Origin of the sequence: Geobacillus uzenensis, from assembly GCF_002217665.1 — a bacterium.
GTDB classification, from domain to species: domain Bacteria; phylum Bacillota; class Bacilli; order Bacillales; family Anoxybacillaceae; genus Geobacillus; species Geobacillus subterraneus.
On the sequence record NZ_NEWL01000001.1, the window covers coordinates 185,655 to 205,487 of the forward strand.

Consider the following 19,833-nt stretch of genomic DNA (forward strand, 5'->3'; position numbering starts at 1 on the left):
TGATCCCTCCTTAACCGAGGACACTAATAGTTTAAGTTTTGATTTAGGTATAATCTTTAACTTCTAAATGGTTAAGAATATAGAGATTAACATGGAGTAACGGGTATGATGGATTTTGTCTACTGACGTTTTTCTTTTCTATAGTCATACCTGCAGTGGCTCCACGTTAATCTCATTTGCATGGTTATGCTAATAGGCTATAATCGGCCCATTCTGAAAAATCAACCTAGTTTCACCATTAGAACGGTGAAAAGAAACTCTTTGTTTTTAACCATACTTTAATTGCATCAAGAGCTGCAATTACTCTTTTTCTGTTTGTTTTATAACTGTACTTTTTATTATAGGCATAATTCATGATGTTATTAATTGTTTCATAGTATTTATTTGTATGCAATCTTCTATGCAGCCCTGTTTTAATGCTAATTAAGTTTTGAGGATTATTTACATTGAGACCGACCTTGCTCAATACATTACGAGCTGGTTGTGCTTTTTTGGCCTTTTGTGCGACTATATGATGTAACTCATATTTAGATCTATAGTTCGGTTTTGTTTTTACTCTAGCAAAACTTTGATCAATTAATTCTCCCACAGCATCAAGTGCCTTAATTGCATAATAAACTAACGCAGTGCCTAAAACTGCCACTGCCGCAGCATAAGCTGCAGGAATGAGCATGGCAAATTGCCCATCAGGATCTATATTCACTACAGGGTTATTATTAGCATAAGCATATTGATTCAAACTCTGCGGATCATCCTCAAACCCATGGAACGTATCCCTTGTAATAAACCGACCAATGTTCGCATCATAATAACGTGCCATGAGATAGTATAATCCAGTTTCTTCATCATAACGATAACCAGCATAACGATATGGGTTAGACGAAGCCATCGTGCCTGTTTGCGAAATAATATTTCCCCAAGCATCATACTGATACTGTGCCACAACATTACCATTTGCATCGGTTAATGCCGTGACATCACCGTGACCATTTATATGGTAGTAATAAGTTACCCCACCCTTGGTCATTGTAACTGGGTTTCCTTGGTAATCCCACGTATACTCCGCCACGATGTTATTGTTGGCATCTGTTTCATATAGCACTTGGTTCGAGTCACCATCATAGTGATAATAGATGGTTCCGCTTGATGTTGTTTTGCTGATGCGTCTTCCAAGCTGATCGTACGTGAAAGACGCGATGGTTGTACCAGATACATTTTTTACTTCAATGAGACGGTTGTCATCATCGTACACAAATGTCTTATTGCCGTTGTTCGTTAAATTGCCATTGGCATCGTACGTGTACGCTTGTCCGTTGACCGCTGTTAATTGGTCGGCGGCGTCATACGTGTATGTTGTGGTAGTAGTCGTTCCATTATTTACAATTTTCTTCGTACGGTTCCCCACAGCATCGTATTCGTACGTGATGGTCGTCCCGTCTGCTAGTGTTTCTTTTGTCAACTGATTCAACGCATCATATTGATACGTGATCGTTCCATTGTTGGTTTCCACACTGGTAATGTTGCCATTGGCATCATAGCTGTAGTTGAAGTAATTTAAGACATTGCCGTTCGCGCCAAAGTTTTTAATCGATTTTAACTGGTTGGCATCATTATACTCGTAGGCGGTATAGGTGCCATTCGCATGGATGATGGATGAAATATTCCCTCGCTCATCGTACGTAAATCTCGCAAGGTTGGCGCTGTTTCTGGACAACACGACTAGCTGATCCAACGGGTTGTAGCTGTATCCGATGGTGTCGGTTGTTGTACCCACTGTGATGGAGGTGGACATCACGTTTCCGTTATTGTCGTAGCCATAGGCAATGGAATTAGATGCCCCTTTACTGATTCGTGTTGGACGATTATTCTTATCATACGTGTACGTGATCGTATTTCCACTACCATCCGTGACCGATGTCACGTTGCCATTGGCATCGTAATTCAACGTCCATTTCGTCAAGCCATTGTAAGCAATCGAAACAAGGCGGTTCAGCGCGTTGTAGCTATAGGATACCTTATCGCCATTGGCGTAGGTAACCTTTGTGAGATTACCGTTTTTATCATAGGCAAAGGACGTCGTTTGATTTAACGGGTTCGTGAAACCAGAAACCTGATTCAACTCATTATACGTATAGTTGGTTATATAATTCTTTGCATTCTTAACCGATGTACGATTTCCTACACCGTCATAACCATACGTCGTCACATTGCCGTTTGGATCCGTGACTTTTGTCAATTGGTTATTGGCATTATATTCATAAGAAGTCGTTTTTCCCTTTCCATCCGTTACACTTGTCTGATTTCCTACGGCATCATAACCGAAAGAAACCGTATCTCCTGCCGGATCTTTGATTTGGGTTACATAGTTTTTCTTCGCATCATACGTGTAAGAAGTATGGGAAGCTCCCACTTCTAAGCGCATCGCATCAAACCATGCGGTTCCGGTTTGATTAAAATAGTAGTAATACACTTCAATGTAATCAAACGCTTGTTTCGGCTTGACTTCCGCTGTCACATGCTGCCAGTCGGTCTTCGCCTTATCAAAGTCGTTTGCATAACCCCAATCGGTTGTACCATTCGTATAGTGGATTGCTACTTGCAAGCTATAGTAACCGCCGTTTGGATTGGCTCCTTCTTGTTTGGACCATCCAGACAACGTAAGTTTAGTGTTGCTGTCGCCAGAAATATTAATCCGTTGTTTAATATGCTTATTTTTCCCAGACTCTCCTGTGATTTTAAATGACTTGCTTCCAACATATATATTCGCAACTGTTGTATCTAGTCCATCATTTGTTGATAAATTGCCGCTTGTCGTCCAATTGTCAGGAATTCCATCACTATTCATATCTCGCTCGAAGCTGGAATTATCAACAAGATTATAGGCGCTGACAACCGTTCCTTTCTCTAATTGGATCCCGTCGAAATAAGCAGTCCCAGAACCAGCGTTTACACCGACAGATACCCGAATCGTCTGAGTTCCCGATGGAGCATTATCCGCGACGACATGAAGCCGAGTCCAATCGTTCGTTCCTGCCAACCCATAAGAAATTTTTTGATTTAACCAGTTTCCTTGCGCATCAAAATATTCAACTTTAATAAGAGCTCTGGCAGACATGGACGATGTTTTTACATAACCGCTTGCCACATAAACTCCACCATCATACGGCTGCTTATCAGAACTGACAATCGCCCATCCGGTCGAATTCGAAATGCTGATCGCTTTATTCCCAAATTTGCTTGTTGTCGTCCAACTGAATGTAGCGATTTTCCCTGATTCTACGGCCTTTGTCCAGTTGTCTGGCCAATTATCCGCATTATGATCGAATTCGAAGCTAGAGTTACTTACCAAGTTATCAGCTGTAGACATTGGATACGTCGAATACTGCAAATTTCCCAGATTATCGTATCGCTGTGAAACTGATTGTGTATAAGGATCGATCGCTTCGGTTTGATTGTTATTTTGATCATAATCAAATGTGCTGACGTTGCTGTTGAAATCCTGCTCTTTGATAAGATTATTTTGCAAATCATACGTATATTGTGCCGACTGATTTTCTGGCAATTGAACGCTGACAATATTTCCTTTTTCGTCATATTGATAAATGAACGCTGCGGTTCCATTCGCCTTATTTTCATTTGGTTCCACTACTCGGGTTAAATTATTGTTATTATCATAATCGAATGTTGTCACAGCCTTGTTTTGAGCATCTAAAGGATTTTCTGTGATTTGAATAATATTGCCGTTAGCGTTGTACGTATAATCTACCCGTCTCCCTTCGCCATCTGTGACCGACGTAACACCATTGGTTTTGTCATATGAATAATTTGTGGTACTATTTGTAAGTGCGCCGTTAATCGTAATAGGGCGTTCAATGCTTGTTACGCGGTCGAGTGTATCATAACCAATTGTCGTCGTAATATTTCGGGCATTTTTAATACTTGTTAGATTATGATCCGAATCATACGTAAAAATGGTCGCGTTTCCTTGAGCATCCGTAACTTTCGTTAGGTTGCCGGAAGCATCATACTCATAAGAGATGGTTCTGTTTGCTGGGTCGGTGATACTCGATACATATCCGTTTGTTCCATAGGCAATCGTCGTCGTTCTTGCTGATGCATCTGTAATTGAAGCTAATTTTCCGTTTGCATTATAATTCAATGTAGTCGTGTTCCCATTTGTATCGACCATGCGAGAAAGTTTGCCATTTGTATTGAAATAAAGTTTCGTACCATCGGTTTTGGTTATTGTATAAGTGCCGTCCCCATTTTTGATTAGATCGAGATAGACACCACCAGCAGCTTCGTATCCCCCGCCAACTTTTTCACCAAAAATATGACGAGTATTATCTCCATCAACAAACGTAACTGGTCCACTGCCTGCATCCCAAATATTCATTTCGAGATTAGACATCCATCCATAACCAAACATCCCATTCGATCCGGACTTTCGGCTATTGTATGTTCTCGTAAATTCAACATCTTCGCCTAGACCAGAAATAGCAAGATCCGTTGTTTGTAAAACAAGGTTTCCGTTTGCTGGATTCACCCCATCTTTAGTGGTCGTCCAGAAAGATTCTTGGCCGATTGGCTCTACCCAATAATTAATCGTAATGCGCGGCGTATTAACACTATTGTTTACCGTATTAAATGTGCGATATGGAGAAGACGATTCGTTCTGCTGTTTCAGCATCAAGCCGTAGTTCGGCTGAATACCATTGTACCAGTCCTTGACCAACTGAGTGATATCCCAGCTCCAGTACGTATTGGCCGTATTGTTTGTTGTCGTTGATTCTTTTGTGCTTCGAATAGAAGGCTGATTATTCCAGGTAACAGAAGAAGACCAATTGCTTGTAATTCGATGTAAATCAATAGATACTTGTTGACCATCGGCATTTGTTTGATAGGCATTAAATGTAGCGCTGGAAATGACACTATCACTCGGAAGACTCGGAAGGTAAAATCTCACTAAAGCACGAGTCGTTCCGAAATAACTGTTGTAACCTGTATGCATGTATGTGTTGCTCGAATAGACAGAATCAGGAAAATTATAGGCAATAAAATTATCCCGCAAAACATCCCATTCATTGATCGTAGGGTCAATCGTTACCGGATATATGGTGTCTGGATCTTGTAAAAAGCTCTCATCTACTATCACATCAATATAAGTTTTGCCGCTATTTTGACGTAAATGAAAGGCAACTTGATCAGAATACTTGTGGTTCGCATCGAACATATATGGCTTTTCTAAGTACCACTTAGGGTTCCCTTTTGAGTCTTCAAAGACGATCGTTCCGTCTTTTTTAGCAACAGCCTTTACCCCTTTTAGTTTCATCTCAAAAGTAAAAGCATTGCTGGAAGGTTTATTGTTAAGAATAATATCCTCTTTGACCGCATTGCCTTGAAGGCGATATCGCACATCGGTTTGTTCAAATAACCCTTTATAAATGATTTCATTATTTTTCGCAACACCTTGCACATTTTTCGCATTTATTGGGATAAACGAAAGGATTCTATCATTTTCTTTGATCGAAACAAGTTCAGGTTGACTCGATTGTTTTGCGAATGTTACTTTGAAGGCGTTAGCCGTATTCTCAAACATATCGGCCCCGTTGGGTTTTAGATCGTTATTAATTTTTTTCCATTTCTTATCAAGAGGATCTTGATAAAATTGGGGTTGCAGGTATATCTCTTCAGTAAAGCTTCCATCCGGATTCAAGTATCTTGTCGAATACTTTGTCCGTCTGCTCTCGAGCTCTAATTTTGATTTTGGCCGTTTCGTGGGAAGATCACCAATGTTAGCTTCAATATTTCGGCTTTTTTGCACTACGCGTTCCGATTTCCCAAGAGCAGCTTGTGCAAATGGGGGGACGACAATACTAAAAATTAAACAACATGAGAGAATCATAGCCACATAGCGATAGTTAAATATCGACTTTCCTTCCACCTTATTCCCTTCCTCTCAGGATATGTTAATCATCCGGATGTCAATAAGATTATAGCAACGAAATACAAAGATACGTAATGATCCAAATAATGTAAATTATCAATCGTTTAAGATGACTATAAAAACCCGCCCGCACTCTCATTCGTTTGCTATTGCCAAAAGTTTATCCATCACGATTTTTCTCTGAGTTTTAACGTCTGGAAAAAAGCTTGTCACCTCTGTTTTTCGGCCATCATGAAATAACTACATACTCAACAGCCCAAACATTGTGATGAACAAGGGGGAAGAGATGATGAGAATATCTGATTTTCTTAAAAGATATCATTTGCATGGGAGTTTAATTAATAAGGTAGAATATGATTCGACCACCAAAAGAGTATCTCTTGAAACTGAGTTATGCAAATGGCAACAATTCGATTATGACGAAACGAAAGATCCGGAAATGATTGAAGGATTCAATGTTTTTGAAGATGTAACATATTTTGAAACAGATTGCGTTAAAGACTTTGATGCTGATGAAATATTGGAAGTGGTGCTTATTTCCGCCACTTCATCGCTTGAAAAAGTTAAAATAGTCACCGACGGGGGGAACATCATCATGATTGAGGCGGGGAATGTAGAGTGGCACTCACTTTGAGTGCAATGCTTAAGGGTAATTCTTACAATGCGCGCAATACCGTTGGCCCGATATTTTAAGGTGTTGAGAAACAGGAAGAGGTTTGTTTGTCGACTGCTCAAAAACGCGGCGATGCATAGCCCCGTCACCGAAGCGGTTGTCAGCGATACAAATACGGAGTGCCATAATATTCCGTCCGGTTGAGCTCCGGGTATTCGGAAGTGAAATGAATGAAAATCGGGCACCAATCACAAAACGGGTACGTGCGAAAAAAATCGCGGTCGCCATAGCGAATAGCTTCGAGCGCCAACGGCAATTCTTTCTTGAATACGTTCGCTCGGCGCGCATTTTCTTGCCGGCCCATTTGCCGGTTGCCAACGAATACATAGAGAAACAATACTAGCTGTTGCCCGGCTTGTTTCCATTCACCGAGCACTTCATCGCGTTGAGAAGTGAGCTGATCAGTGACAAATGCGCGGGAGACAGTGAGGAATAAGGTGCCAGTCGTGTCCGAGTGGGTTAAGGTGTACAGACGGCCGTTCACTGGTGACAGCTGGGTGATTCCAGCGGTCTGGGTGACGTGCAGTCGCTCGGGAGAGAGGTATTTCATGGCGGTCCTCCTTCTTCTGTGGAAAGTGGTCGATCTCATTCATCTATATAAGTTGAAACTTTGTTTTACATCCAGTAGAGCGCCCACCGCATTCTATCAAAATGACTTGTTATGAAGGAAAACAGAATCGAACAATCGGAAAATCTTTATTGCAACTTATATATATGTGCCTTTATTGGCGGCGATGACAAAACAAAACCGAACGGGACGGTCGATCCGCGTTCGGTTTTGCTTCTCGCTTGATTTCATTGGGTGGTGGCAGTTTCTTTGTCTGCAGCCGCCTCGTCATGCGCCAGCGGAGCGTCAGTTTCAGCCCATTGCGGGCGCCAAGCAATGCAAAGCGCCCCGCCGATGATGCCTAAAATCGTGCCGATGAGAAAGCCGCCTAACGCGCCCATGATCGACAAGATGGCGCTGAACATGCCGATGATGCCAAACAGTGTCGACAGGCGCGGCATTGCGTAGGACAACGCGGCCATAAGCAACACCATCCCGCCGAGGAAAAAGCCGACGAAAACGGTGCTGCCCGGGACGAGCGAAATTTCGTATAAGTGCGCTGGAATCCATAGAATGATCAAGCCCGACAGCAAGAGAAGCGTCGCTCCCCAAAACGGCCGCCGCTGGCGCCAACGCCTGAACGTCTGCCAATAGGAACGGGTCATAGCAATCATCCTTGCTTATTTCAGTTTCTCAAAGTATACTTTCATGCCTGGAAGCGAAACTTTTTGCTGGAACAAATAAACGGTTTTTAAGTCCCCGTTTTCGATTGAAATGCTATCGGCTCCTTGGGTGAACTCTTGTGCTGCTTTTTGAACGGGATCTTGTACATCGCCTACATAGTTTTCTTTCATCGTCAAGCTGCCGAAGGTGATGTTGCCGTTAATTTGCGTTGCTTTTTGCACGAGCCCATCGATCGATACTGTTCCGCCGGCTTCAATGACGACGCGGAGACCGAGCGCTTCGAAGTCCTTGGAAATTTTGAGTCCTTGGATGCTGGCATTTTTGATTTCGTTGACAAATACCGGCGTTTGTTTCGTCTCTCCAGATTCCGCCATCCCCCCGTACATTTTAAAGCCTTGCCCGTTGAGCTTGTCAAATTGGACGGTAAATTCACCGACTCCGCCGAGCGGCAAGGCGTACGCGACCCCCGTGATCCCGAAGAGGGACAATAGGGCGCCGAGAAACAGAAACCCTGCGAGCAGTGCGGCGAGCAGCGGCTTTTTCGCCGTATGCCCCCCAATGATGACCGATTTTGTTGCCATTTCCATGGCTGTTCTCCTCCCCCTTTTGAATGAGAATGGTTGTAAGCGTTTTAGTAAATCTGTTTAAATTTTATGACAATTATTTTTCTCATTGAATCCCTATGTTTGTCGGATTTTTTTCTGCTCCTTCCCGGGTTGTGACGGTCAAAAGAAGGGAATGGGCAGCCACATGATGCAGAAGCCTCAGGAATTCGGAGGTGAAAGCGCATACACCGTGCGATTTTCGCCAAGTTTTGCCTGACTCCATTTCGGGCTCCTCAAAGAAACTCGGCACTCAATACCGGGTGGGAGGGGGGCCAATCGCTTGATGAAGTTTGGGGCAATAAAATATCAGCGCTGGAAGGAAACATTGGTTTCTCCGTCATTCTACGGGACTGCTGGTTTAAAGAAAAATGAGGCTCAATCATCCCGCTTCTCAGATCGGGAAGCTTACAAATGTTGCTCCTCTTGACACCCAAGAATCAGGAGAAATGGCTGTTTTCTCCTGGCCCTCTACAGGTCAATCGGAAAACAGAACTACGGAAATAATATGATGGTTGTGAAAATATGTTTGGTGCAATATAATCATAAAGGGAAACTGAAAATAGCAAAGGAGATGATGACGATGAAGAAGCGAAAGTGGTTTACGCGTGCTATGGCTGTTCTTTCTCTGTCGCTGTTGCTCGGCGCTTGTGGAAACGGTAACAACAATGGAGGGACAGAGCAAGAAGGGGCCAATGGGAAGCAAGGCGGCGACGTGAAATTCCTCAGCATTGCCACCGGCGGGACGGGCGGAACGTATTATCCGCTTGGCGGGGCGTTTGCCGATATTATCAAAGATGAAACGGGTATCGACGCTAATGCCATCACTTCGGGGGCATCGGCGGAAAACATGGCGATTTTGGATGCGGGCGATGCGGAAATTGCGTTTGCGCAAACTGACATCGCGACATATGCCACAGAAGGAAAGTTAATGTTTAAAGAGAAAATTGAAAGCGTGAAAGGGATTGCGACCCTTTACCCGGAAACGATTCAAATTGTCACCACGAAAAAATCGGGCATTCAGTCCGTTGAGGATCTAAAAGGGAAAGTCGTTTCTGTCGGGGAAGCGGGCTCGGGAACGCGGGCAAATGCGGAACAAATTTTGGAAGTTCACGGCATGACGTTTGATGATATTGAAGTGCGCAATTTGTCGTTTGATGATTCCGTCTCCGGCATCCAAGATGGCACGATTGACGCCGCTTTTATTACAGCCGGAACGCCGACGGGAGCGGTGGAAGGCTTGTCAGCGACGGAAGACGTTGTGATTGTGCCGATCGCTGAGGACAAAATCAATGCGCTGATTGAAAAATACCCGTACTATGCGAAAGATGAAGTGCCTCAAGGGACGTATAAGCTAGCGGAAGCGGTTCCGACGGTCGCCGTGCGCGCGATGCTCGTCGCTCGGGCGGACCTGCCGGAAGACACGGTCTACAACGTGACGAAAGCGATTTTTGAAAACTTGGATAAGGTCAAACATGCCAAAGCCCAGCAAATCAAGCTGGAACATGCGCTGGATGGCATGTCGATCGAGCTTCACCCAGGAGCGAAGAAATACTTTGATGAAAAAGGAGTTAAAGCGGAATAACGGTGTGGCAGGAAGGACTGGCCGGGGTCATGGCGCCAGCCCTTCCTTATTTCCGCGGCCGCGAAGGAGGGCGGCTGATGCGAAAACGGGTCATAGCGGTCAGTGTACTTCTGGCGGCGGCTGCCGTCTTCTTTCTCCCTTTCCGCCAGGTGGTCGCGTTTGAAAAGGATGGTCGGGTCGCTGCGTATATCCCGATTTCTCAAGGGGATACGTTCGCGATTCGCTATACGCATTCGATCCACCGTTCAGATGTCGAGGAAACGTATAAGGTGTTGGCTGACGGGACGATTGAACAAATCGCTCTCACTTATGAAGATACGGCGGTCGGGATGCCGGCGAACGCGGCGCCAGGGGAGACATTTACGCTTCGGAATGGAAAATACTATATTACCGGCATGGAGCGCAAATTTCCATCCATCTTGTTGAGCATTGGGCGGGTTGTCGCCAACCATCGCGTCGTTTATGAAGGGAAGACGGTGACGTTAAACACAGTCATCCCTCCCGGCTCCATTGTCCGCATCAAGGTGACACGACTATCATTGGTTCAATGCTGGAAGGGAGTGAACTTGTTTGACTGAGAAGTTTGAACAGCTATCCGCTGAGGAGCAGCAACAATTGCTGGAAAAATACGATCCGGAAGCAGCGACGCGCAAATTGAAAGGGCCGCTTGGCTGGATTGCCTTTTTCGGGCTGCTTTCCTTTTCACTCTTTCAGTTATATGCTTCGATTTTTCAAACGCTTCCAAAACAAATTTTATTGTCGATCCATTTAGGGTTTGCCTTGTCGCTTATCTTTTTATTGTTTCCGGCGCGGAAAAAACATCTTCACCGTTCCAGCGTCGGGATTGTGGATATCATTTTGTCGTTATTGTCGATCGGGGTGGGCGCATATTTGCCGCTGATGCTCGATGACATCGTCCAACGCATCGGCATTATGACGCCGCTTGACTTTACGGTTGGTTTGGTCGCCGTGCTGCTTGTGCTTGAGGCGACGAGGCGGGCGGTCGGGCTGCCGATTACGATCATCGCCTCGCTATTTTTGCTGTATGCGTATTTCGGGCCGTATATGCCGGGATTTTTGGCCCATCGGGGCGTTGATTTGGAAGGGCTCGTCAAAACGATGTTTTTTACGACGGAAGGTATTTTCGGTACGCCGCTGTACGTATCGGCGACATACATTTTCGTCTTCTTGTTGTTTGGCGCATTTTTAGTGAAAACGGGTGTCGGGGAGTATTTTAATGACTTGGCGCTCGTTGTCGCCGGGAAGCGAATCGGCGGTCCGGCGAAGGTGGCCGTGTTCTCCAGCGCGCTCCAAGGAACGATCAGCGGCAGCTCAGTAGCGAACGTCGTTACTTCCGGATCGTTTACGATTCCGATGATGAAACGGCTCGGATACGGAAAAGAGTTTGCCGGCGCTGTGGAGGCGACATCGTCCACCGGCGGCCAGCTCATGCCTCCGGTCATGGGAGCGGCAGCGTTTTTGATGGTCGAGTTTATCGGCGGCATTTCGTATTGGGAGATCGCCAAAGCAGCAGCGATTCCAGCGATTCTATATTTTGCCGGCATTTGGATGATGACGCACTTTGAAGCGAAGCGAATCGGGCTGCGCGGGTTGACAGAGGAAGAAATGCCGAACCGGAAAGAAGTGCTCGGAAAAATTTACTTGCTCATTCCGATCCTTATCGTTATTTTGCTGCTGATGAGCGGAATGAGCGTGATGCGGGCCGCGCTTTGGTCGATCGTTGCGATCATTGCGGTCAGCGCGTTGAAAAAGGAAACGCGGTTAGGATGGCGTGACATTATCGGCGCTTTGGTTGACGGAGCAAGAAGCGCGCTGTCTGTGGCGGCGGCGACAGCGGCCGCCGGGATTATCGTCGGGGTCGTGACGAAAACCGGCCTTGGCTTAAAAATGGCAAACGGGCTAGTGGACTTATCGAACGGGATTTTGATTTTAACGCTCTTTTTCACGATGTTGACATCGCTCATTCTCGGCATGGGGTCACCGACGACCGCGAACTATGTCATTACGTCAACGATCGCTGCACCGGCGATCATCGCTTCCGGTGTGCCGGAACTGGCGGCTCATTTGTTCGTCTTTTACTTTGGCATTATTGCCGATATTACGCCGCCGGTGGCGCTTGCGGCGTTTGCGGCGGCCGGCATTTCCGGAGGGAAGCCGCTACGGACCGGGGTGATTGCGTCGAAGCTAGCGATTTCCGCGTTTATCATCCCGTACATGTTTGTCTTTTCACCGGCGCTGTTAATGATTGATACGACGCTTCCATATTTGATATGGGTCGTCTTTTCCGCGTTTATCGGCATGTTGGCCATTAGTGCGGGGATGATCGGCTTTTGGTACCGGAAGCTCAACATTGTTGAACGCATCATTGCGGTTGCGACAGGGTTGCTGCTGATTTATCCGGAAACAATCAGCGATATCGTCGGATTGGTCTTATTTGCGGCCATGTTTGCCATTCAATATGCAGCCGGAAGACGGGAACGGACGCAGAAAACGGCATCATAAAAGTCCGATTTGAGCAAACCGAAAGGCAGGCGCTCATCTAGACGAGGCCTGCCTTTTGCTTGCGGTTGCGACGGGGCGGTGACATCATCTAGCGCTTTGCGGACAAGCTATTGCGTTTTCATCTATGGATGCAGGCCCGCCAGTTTCTTGCGCTGCCACTGAAGAAAAGAATAGCGTCAACAGCAAAGTCGGAGCTGCTTTTTTGGGCATCAAATGGGAACCCGGTTCAGGTGATGAAAAGGAACCGGCCGTGTTTGAGTACGGACATCTCCGACGCGGCAATGGCTGATGGCGCGTCGTCGTTGTTTCCTTGTTTTGTTTTTGCTATGATGGGGATAGATTTGGTTGGCTTTCACTATAGAAAACCGGGCAGCTTGCCTGAAACAGGCGCCTAAGCGGCTGAGAACTGCCCGCCTAGTGGGCCGGTGATTGAAAAAGGCCAATGTAAAAAGGTTTCCTTCATTGAGAACGTCTGTTTTTCTGTGAAAATGCGCCGCCTTAATGCGTCATTTTCATGCCAGGGTGGGGAGCAAGGCTTGCTCATGAATGTTTTTTTGAGCAATAAAAAATCATTGATGGAAGGACATCGCAGTTTTTCACCGGCCTTCTGGGAGCAGCAAACAACAGCTAGATGATGAAAAGGGAAGGATGGGAGAACGCATGGATGATCGCACATTTCGCAACGCGATGGGGAAATTCGCAACCGGCGTGACGGTTGTGACGACCGCGTTTCAAGGGGAAGCAAAAGGGATGACGGCGAACGCGTTTATGTCCGTTTCGCTTGATCCGAAGCTTGTCGTTGTCTCGATTGGTCATAAAGCACGGATGCATGACATCGTCAAGCAAACCGGGAAGTTTGCCGTCAACATGTTGACGCGCGATCAGGAGGATTTGTCGCGGTTGTTTGCCGGCCAGCTGAAGGAAGAGCGGGATGTGGCGTTTGAATGGGTCGATGGCCACCCGATTTTGCCGGATGCGATGGCGAATATTTTATGCAACGTGCACAGCTCGTACGTCGCCGGCGACCATACGCTCTATTTTGGCGAAGTGACCGATATTTTGATGAAAGAGGAACCGGGTGACCCGCTCTTATTTTTCGAGGGGAAATACCGAAGCATTGGCCAATAAGGATGGAGCAGGCGTACGGCAGCCCGCCGAGACATCGGTCGTTCGGTTCACATGAAAGCAAAGGGTGTCCCAAAAACAACGGGACACCCTTTTTCATGGCTGTCTATATGGGCAGAACGCTCCCATAAGGCCGTATTTTGCCTCTCTTGAGGAAAGGCGGCCTTTTCGGCCGGCCCTTTGTCATTTTTTCAACACATCGTGGTCGACGTACCGTTCGCCGTTCAGTTCGCTAATGACGTTAATGGCGACTTTCGCTCCGTCGCCGGCAGTGATGATCGTATGAACGCTGACGCCCGCCACGGTGCCAGCCGCCCAAATGCCGTCGATGTTCGTTTTGCCGTTTGCATCGACGGCGATGACGGTTTTGATGCGCGGTTCGGTCGCCGGTTTCGTGCGCAATCCGATTGTTTCCGCCAGATCGGTGGCAACGCCGGTAGCGAAAATGACGTGTTTTGCCTCATACGAACCGTTGTCGGTGTCAAGCCGGAATCCGCCGTCCGTTTTTTGAATGTCCGTTACTTGTGCGGTCACCAGTTCAGCCCCAAACTTGGCTGCTTGTTTTTTGCCTGTTTCGATTAAATCCGGACCGCTGATTTCCGGGACGCCGTAATGATTTTCCACCCAAGCGCGTTTGGTCATGCTTTTGTCGTTGTCCAATACGACTGTTTTTTTTCCTGCCTTGGCGGCGAAAATCGCAGCGCTCGCCCCTGCCGGCCCGGCGCCGATAATGGCAATGTCGTACATCGTAACAGCCTCCCTTTGTTTGAATATTGGCACTATGAATAGTGTAGCATAGGTGGAAACAAGGTCCAAATGATTTGATTTATAAAATGATATTTATTATCAAATTGTATTTACTTTAAATAATCGTGCGTGTATAATTAGGAAGCAGAGGGGATCACAAAGGAGAGACGAATCAATGAGCAAAGCCATTATTTGTGAACAATGCCGACATCCGGTACGGCGCCTGAAACATTCGTTGCTTTGCCGATGTGGAATGAAATTGGTCGTTCAAAAATAAGATGGTGAACAAAGATACAGTTAGGTTCAAGTGGGAAACCGGCGAATGGCGCCGGTTTTTTTCTGTCCTTATTTTTGTCGGCGGCGAATATATAGAAATAAAACCGCATTTTTGATGAGGGTTGGTGCCGCTGATGCACGACAAACGGGATTTAGGGGTCCGATTGGCCGCTTTTTACCGCGAGATGGCGGAATGGATCGGGCAAAAACGGAAACATTTTCCGCTTCCGTCTCATGAAGAAAGCCGGGATCAGTTGCTCGCTTATTTATATATGAAAGAGCATATGCCTCCTGATTTAATGGAAGCGCTGGAAGAAGAGGGATTGCTGCTTGGCGGGCAAGAGCCTCATCTCATCGCGACAGTGGAACAGTTTTTGACTTATTTGCGCACGCCGTTTGATCGTGGGGAGGAGATCCGAGCGGTGACAAGAAACGAAGCGAAACGGCTGCTTGACGAACGAACGGAAGCGATGTTTGGCCCATCCGGTCGTTCCCAGCGGACACGCATCATGGTGACGATGGACGAAGCGTGGGCCGATGAGCCGGATATCGTAGAGCGGCTTCTTTTGTACGGCATGGACATTGCCCGCATTAATTGCGCCTACGGTTCACCGGAAACGTGGGAGACGCTGGCGGCTGTCATCCGCCGGGCGGAAGAGCGCCTGCAACAACAACTGCTAGGGAAGCGATGCCGCATCTATATGGATTTGCCGGGCCCGAAAATTCGGGTTGACCGGCTTGCCGTTCATACAGGGCCGGTGAAGCTGACCGTGCCGAAAAATGAATATGGGGAACCGGTTCAACCGTTGGCCGGGATCATTTCTTTCGGTCCTTCGCAACCGCTTTCCCCGCTTCCTCATGATGTTTCGTTCATACTGCAGTTGACGGCCGAGGAGGAGGCGGTCGTGGAGCAAGGAGACGATCTGTTTTTTGCCGATGTGCGGGGGAGAAAACGAAAATTGAAGGTGATCGAACAAATGGGGCCGTCTTGTTTTAAAGTTCTTCTGTCACGGACGGCCTATGTGCAAAAAGGAATGAAATTGTGGCGTGGGTCGGCGCTGTTTACCCTTTCTTCCGCCTTGTTTATTCCGATGAAAGCGTTTGTCAAAACCGGGACACCGCTCTATATTTATTTCGATGACGCCCAGTTTGCGGCTGCAAAGGACGAACGCGGCGTAAAAATGACGACCACATTGGCAAAAGCATGGCGCAACGTGCGGGCGGGGGATCGGCTGTATTTAAACGACGGCCAAATTTTGGCCAGGGTCGTTAAAGTGCATGAACGGTGCGTGGAGGCAAAAGTCATCGCCGATGGAGGAAAGCGGAAAACGATCAAGCAAGGGACGGGCATCCATCTTCCCGATTCGTTCATCCATTTGACCGTTCCGCCGCTCACCGACCGTGATCTCGAAGTGATTCCGTTCATCGCGGAGCATGCGGATATGGTGGGATTGTCGTTTGTCCATACGCCGTATGACTTGCGAAAGCTTTATCGTTTGCTTTCAGAGCAAGGGGCTTCTTCCCTTCCGGTGGTTGCGAAAATCGAAACGAGGGAGGCGCTCCACAACTTAGCCCGCATTGTGCTTGAGGGGCTAAAGCTCCCGGCGTTCGGGGTGATGATTGCTCGCGGCGATTTAGCGCTTGAAGTCGGATTTGAACATATGGCCGCCGCCCAGCGCGAGATTTTAATGCTATGCCGGGCGGCCCATATTCCGGTCATTTGGGCGACGCAAGTGCTTGAACAGCTAGCGAAAAAAGGACTGCCATCGCGTGCGGAACTTTCGGATGTGTTTCTCGGCAAGCAGGCGCAATGCATCATGCTAAACAAAGGAGCGCATATCGCTGAGGCGGTTCGCTTGTTGGCGTTTTTGCTTGCAAACGAAGACAGCCACGTCGGGCAGTGGACGGATCGGCTCTCGTCTTTGGAGTAAACGGACTCTGGTATTCGAACGACCTAGATGTTTGGGGGCTTTCATGATCCGCACACACTCCATTCCAAAGATTCTCCTTCCTTCTTTTTTCGACATAAGCCCCCTAAACCCCTGCCTTGGCGTGTGCTTTTTCACCGGCCTTCTAGAAGGTTGGTGAAAAACCGCTGTTTGCCTTGATCGATGATTGAACGCGTGAACATAGAGGCTGATGTAACAAGTTTTTTCCACTTGGGAAACGATTCCGAGAAGCGGTTGCGCGAGTAAATCACCAGCCCGCTAGGCATGGGTGTGAAACGGTATCCGTTGGGGGCGATGGCGCGACTTGGAAATGGTGGCTTCGCGGAACTTGCCGTTGATCGACGGGGAGGGGAGTTCCCCGCTTTTTTGCGCCTTATATGTAAACCTTTTTTATAAATAAGGTTTACAAAATAGAAGCCGTTTCGATAAAATAGAAGCAATAATGGGAGAGGAGGGGAAAGATGCACATTCGTTCCTGGATTTGGGCGGCGCTGTTTGCGGCGTTGACGGCCGTGGGCGGAATGATCAAAATTCCGGTGCCGTATGTGCCGTTTACGTTGCAAATCGCGGCGGTGTACTTGGCCGCGTGCTTGCTTGGGCCGAAAATCGGTGCGCTCAGCCAGCTGTTGTACGTGTTGGTCGGATTGGCGGGGGTGCCGGTGTTTGCTGAAGGGGGAGGGCTCGGTTACATCTGGAAGCCCACTTTCGGCTATTTGCTTGGATTCATCGCTGGGGCGTACACAAGCGGGTGGCTGATCGAGCGTTTTCGTTGGACGAAAGGGGTGCAACTGTTTGCCGCCAATCTTGCTGCCTTGGTTGTCGTGTATTTATGCGGGGGCCTTTGGTTGTACGGCGCGATGAAATGGATCGTGGAAAAACCGTTGACCGTCGGGCAAACGATTTGGTTTGGAGTGTTGCTTCCGATTCCTGGGGATCTTATTCTTTGTGCGGCCTGTTCGCTTGTCGCTGCGCGCGTTTGGCCTCGCGTTCGGCCGGTCATGACAACAGAGCGGTTAGGGGGATGATCAACGATGGGAACGGCATTGTTCATAACGGGAACAGGGACTGAAATCGGCAAGTCGGTCGTGACATCATTGATCGTGTTGGCGTTAGAGCGTCTTGGTTGTTCAACTTGCGTGTTCAAGCCGGTCCAAACCGGGATGGCTGACGATGGAATTTCGTTTGCCGAGCAGCATTGGTATCAACAAGTGGTTCAGCTTTCGCATTTTGAAGGAATGTACCGCATGGAGCCGGCGATGTCCCCGCACTTGGCAGCGGCGCTGACCGGCACCTCCATCGAACCTGAGCGGATAGCTGAACGGTTGGCATCGCTGCGGCAGCGCTATGATGTCGTGCTTGTTGAAGGAGCGGGGGGACTGGCCGTTCCATGGTGCGAGCGCGGCGGACGATGGTACATGACGTGCGATTTTGTCCGCGACTATGAGCTGCCGGTGATTCTCGTGTCGCTTTCGGGTCTTGGCGCGATTCACCACGCGGTAACGACCGCAACATATGCCGAGACGCAAGGCGTCCGTGTGCTCGGTTTAGTATTTAACCAGTTTGACGAGCGTGAAGTGATTCATCGAAACAACATTGAGACGATCACGGCGATGCTCAAGCTTCCTGCCTTCGCTACGGTGCCACCGTTTTCGGCTGTTACGAGGGAGGAATTAGAGGCGTTTGCCGGGCAGTGGATTGAACGAAAGGAAGCGGCAGCGCTATGGGAGGTGCTTGCTGTTGAAGTATAGCTATGAGCAGCTCGAACAATGGGACAAGCAGTATGTTTGGCACCCGTTCACGCAAATGAAACAGTACGTCAACGAGCGGCCGCTGATCATTGAGCGCGGAAAAGGCAGCTATTTATATGATGTGAACGGTCGCCGCTATCTGGACGGGTATGCATCGCTTTGGGTCAACGTCCATGGCCATAACGACCCGGAGCTGAATGCGGCGCTTCGCGAACAATTGGAGAACATCGCCCATTCGACATTGCTTGGCTCGGCCAACGTGCCGTCGATTTTGCTGGCCAAAACATTGATCAGCTATTGGCCGGGGATGGCGAAAGTGTTTTATTCCGACACGGGAGCGGCAGCGGTGGAAATCGCGCTAAAAATCGCCTATCAATATTGGAAAAATATCGATCCGGTCAAGTATGCGAAGAAAAACAAATTTGTCTCCCTGAAGGAAGCGTACCATGGCGATACGGTCGGGGCGGTGAGCGTTGGCGGCATGGCAACGTTCCACCGCATTTTCGCGCCGCTTCTGTTTGAGCGAATCGAAGTGCCGTCGCCGTATGTGTACCGCATGGAGAAATACGGGAGCGAACAAGATGTTGTCCGCTATTGTTTGAATGAGTTGGAACGTGTGCTCGCCAGCCAGCACGAACACATTGCCGCCGTCATTGTCGAACCGCTCGTTCAGGGGGCGGCGGGAATCATTGTTCACCCGCGCGGGTTTTTGAAAGGAGTGGAGGCGCTTTGCCGCCAATACGGGGTGCTCCTTATTTGCGACGAGGTCGCCGTTGGCTTTGGCCGCACCGGAACGATGTTCGCTTGCGAACAAGAAAAGGTCGCTCCTGATCTTGTCTGTCTCGGCAAAGGGATTACCGGCGGTTATTTGCCGCTCGCGGCAACGCTCGTCACTGAAGAGGTGTATGCGGCGTTTCTCGGCGAGGCGGATGAAGACAAGACGTTTTATCACGGCCATACATATACGGGAAACCAGCTGACGTGTTCCGTGGCGTTAAAAAATATCGAGCTCATAGAACAGCGCGGCCTCATCAGCAGCGTTCAACAGAAAGCGCGCCGGCTGGCCGAACGGTTGGATGCGCTATATGAGATTCCGATCGTCGGCGACATCCGGCAAAAAGGGCTGATGTGCGGCATTGAAATCGTGAAAGACCGAAGAACAAAAGAAGTGTTTCCACGCGCCGCGATGGTCGAGCACCGCATCGTTCTCGAGGCGCGCCAAAGAGGACTGATCATCCGTCCGCTCGGACCGGTATTGACGTTCATTCCGGTTCTCTCCATGAGTGAAGCAGAAATGGACGAGGCGGTGCGCATATTGTTTGACTCGATCGCCTGTTTGTACGAACAGGTGCGTATGGAGCGTTTGTAAGTTGGGGCGGCTAGATTGCCGCCTGTTTCTTTTGGCCTGATTGGGTGCGAGCCTAGGC

General features: G+C 48.1%; 14 protein-coding genes. 9 read left to right on the top strand and 5 right to left on the bottom strand.

Features of this window, described 5'->3' with window-relative positions; translation table 11 throughout:
* Positions 1 to 238: 238 nt before the first annotated feature.
* Positions 239 to 5,944 (bottom strand): DNRLRE domain-containing protein, encoded by a 5,706-nt coding sequence (locus tag B9L21_RS00840; RefSeq protein WP_082816510.1) that lies wholly within the window; start codon positions 5,942 to 5,944, stop codon positions 239 to 241.
* 292 nt (positions 5,945 to 6,236) lie between these two features.
* Here B9L21_RS00840 and B9L21_RS17830 point away from each other — a divergent pair, with 292 nt between their 5' ends.
* Entirely contained in the window at positions 6,237 to 6,581 is a 345-nt protein-coding gene (locus B9L21_RS17830; RefSeq protein ID WP_021321748.1) for a hypothetical protein, read from the top strand.
* A gap of 139 nt (positions 6,582 to 6,720) precedes the next feature.
* On the opposite strand, the gene B9L21_RS00850 is transcribed toward B9L21_RS17830, so the two are convergent.
* The 3 genes from B9L21_RS00850 to B9L21_RS00860 all read right to left on the bottom strand — a co-directional run bounded on the left by B9L21_RS00850 (position 6,721) and on the right by B9L21_RS00860 (position 8,438).
* A complete protein-coding gene (locus B9L21_RS00850; RefSeq protein ID WP_025039239.1) occupies positions 6,721 to 7,170 on the bottom strand; it encodes a staygreen family protein in 450 nt (149 codons plus the stop codon).
* Between the two features lie 245 nt (positions 7,171 to 7,415).
* On the bottom strand, positions 7,416 to 7,832 hold the full coding sequence (locus tag B9L21_RS00855; protein WP_225995603.1) for a DUF6114 domain-containing protein: 417 nt from the start codon (positions 7,830 to 7,832) through the stop codon (positions 7,416 to 7,418).
* 15 nt (positions 7,833 to 7,847) lie between these two features.
* The gene (locus B9L21_RS00860) at positions 7,848 to 8,438 is read right to left on the bottom strand and encodes a DUF6230 family protein (RefSeq protein WP_063164807.1); all 591 of its coding nucleotides are present in this window, start codon (positions 8,436 to 8,438) and stop codon (positions 7,848 to 7,850) included.
* Between the two features lie 598 nt (positions 8,439 to 9,036).
* On the opposite strand from B9L21_RS00860, the gene B9L21_RS00865 reads away from it, so the two are divergent.
* The 4 genes from B9L21_RS00865 (at position 9,037) to B9L21_RS00880 (ending at position 13,689) form a co-directional block, all read left to right on the top strand.
* Entirely contained in the window at positions 9,037 to 10,038 is a 1,002-nt protein-coding gene (locus B9L21_RS00865; RefSeq protein WP_063164808.1) for a TAXI family TRAP transporter solute-binding subunit, read from the top strand.
* A 77-nt stretch (positions 10,039 to 10,115) separates the two neighbouring features.
* Positions 10,116 to 10,616 carry a DUF1850 domain-containing protein gene (locus B9L21_RS00870; protein ID WP_063167272.1) on the top strand — a complete coding sequence of 167 codons (501 nt, stop codon included), beginning with the start codon at positions 10,116 to 10,118 and terminating at the stop codon, positions 10,614 to 10,616.
* Positions 10,609 to 12,561, top strand: coding sequence for a TRAP transporter permease (locus B9L21_RS00875; RefSeq protein WP_063164809.1), 1,953 nt, complete (start codon positions 10,609 to 10,611; stop codon positions 12,559 to 12,561). The genes B9L21_RS00870 and B9L21_RS00875 overlap by 8 nt, the downstream gene beginning before the upstream one ends.
* A gap of 660 nt (positions 12,562 to 13,221) precedes the next feature.
* Complete coding sequence (locus B9L21_RS00880) at positions 13,222 to 13,689, top strand: flavin reductase family protein (protein ID WP_063164810.1); 468 nt, start codon at positions 13,222 to 13,224, stop codon at positions 13,687 to 13,689.
* Between the two features lie 180 nt (positions 13,690 to 13,869).
* Here B9L21_RS00880 and B9L21_RS00885 read toward each other — a convergent pair whose 3' ends face one another.
* Positions 13,870 to 14,433: an FAD-dependent oxidoreductase gene (locus B9L21_RS00885; RefSeq protein ID WP_063164811.1), complete on the bottom strand. Its 564-nt coding sequence runs from the start codon at positions 14,431 to 14,433 to the stop codon at positions 13,870 to 13,872.
* A 410-nt stretch (positions 14,434 to 14,843) separates the two neighbouring features.
* Between B9L21_RS00885 and B9L21_RS00890 the strand changes: the two genes are divergently transcribed.
* From B9L21_RS00890 to bioA, 4 genes are all read left to right on the top strand, one after another.
* Entirely contained in the window at positions 14,844 to 16,640 is a 1,797-nt protein-coding gene (locus B9L21_RS00890; RefSeq protein WP_063167273.1) for a pyruvate kinase, read from the top strand.
* A 479-nt stretch (positions 16,641 to 17,119) separates the two neighbouring features.
* Positions 17,120 to 17,683: a biotin transporter BioY gene (locus B9L21_RS00895; protein WP_063164812.1), complete on the top strand. Its 564-nt coding sequence runs from the start codon at positions 17,120 to 17,122 to the stop codon at positions 17,681 to 17,683.
* 6 nt (positions 17,684 to 17,689) lie between these two features.
* Entirely contained in the window at positions 17,690 to 18,406 is a 717-nt protein-coding gene (gene bioD / locus B9L21_RS00900) for a dethiobiotin synthase (protein ID WP_063164813.1), read from the top strand.
* The gene (gene bioA, locus B9L21_RS00905) at positions 18,396 to 19,775 is read left to right on the top strand and encodes an adenosylmethionine--8-amino-7-oxononanoate transaminase (RefSeq protein ID WP_063164814.1); all 1,380 of its coding nucleotides are present in this window, start codon (positions 18,396 to 18,398) and stop codon (positions 19,773 to 19,775) included. Before bioD ends, bioA begins: the two co-directional genes overlap by 11 nt.
* Positions 19,776 to 19,833 lie beyond the last annotated feature (58 nt).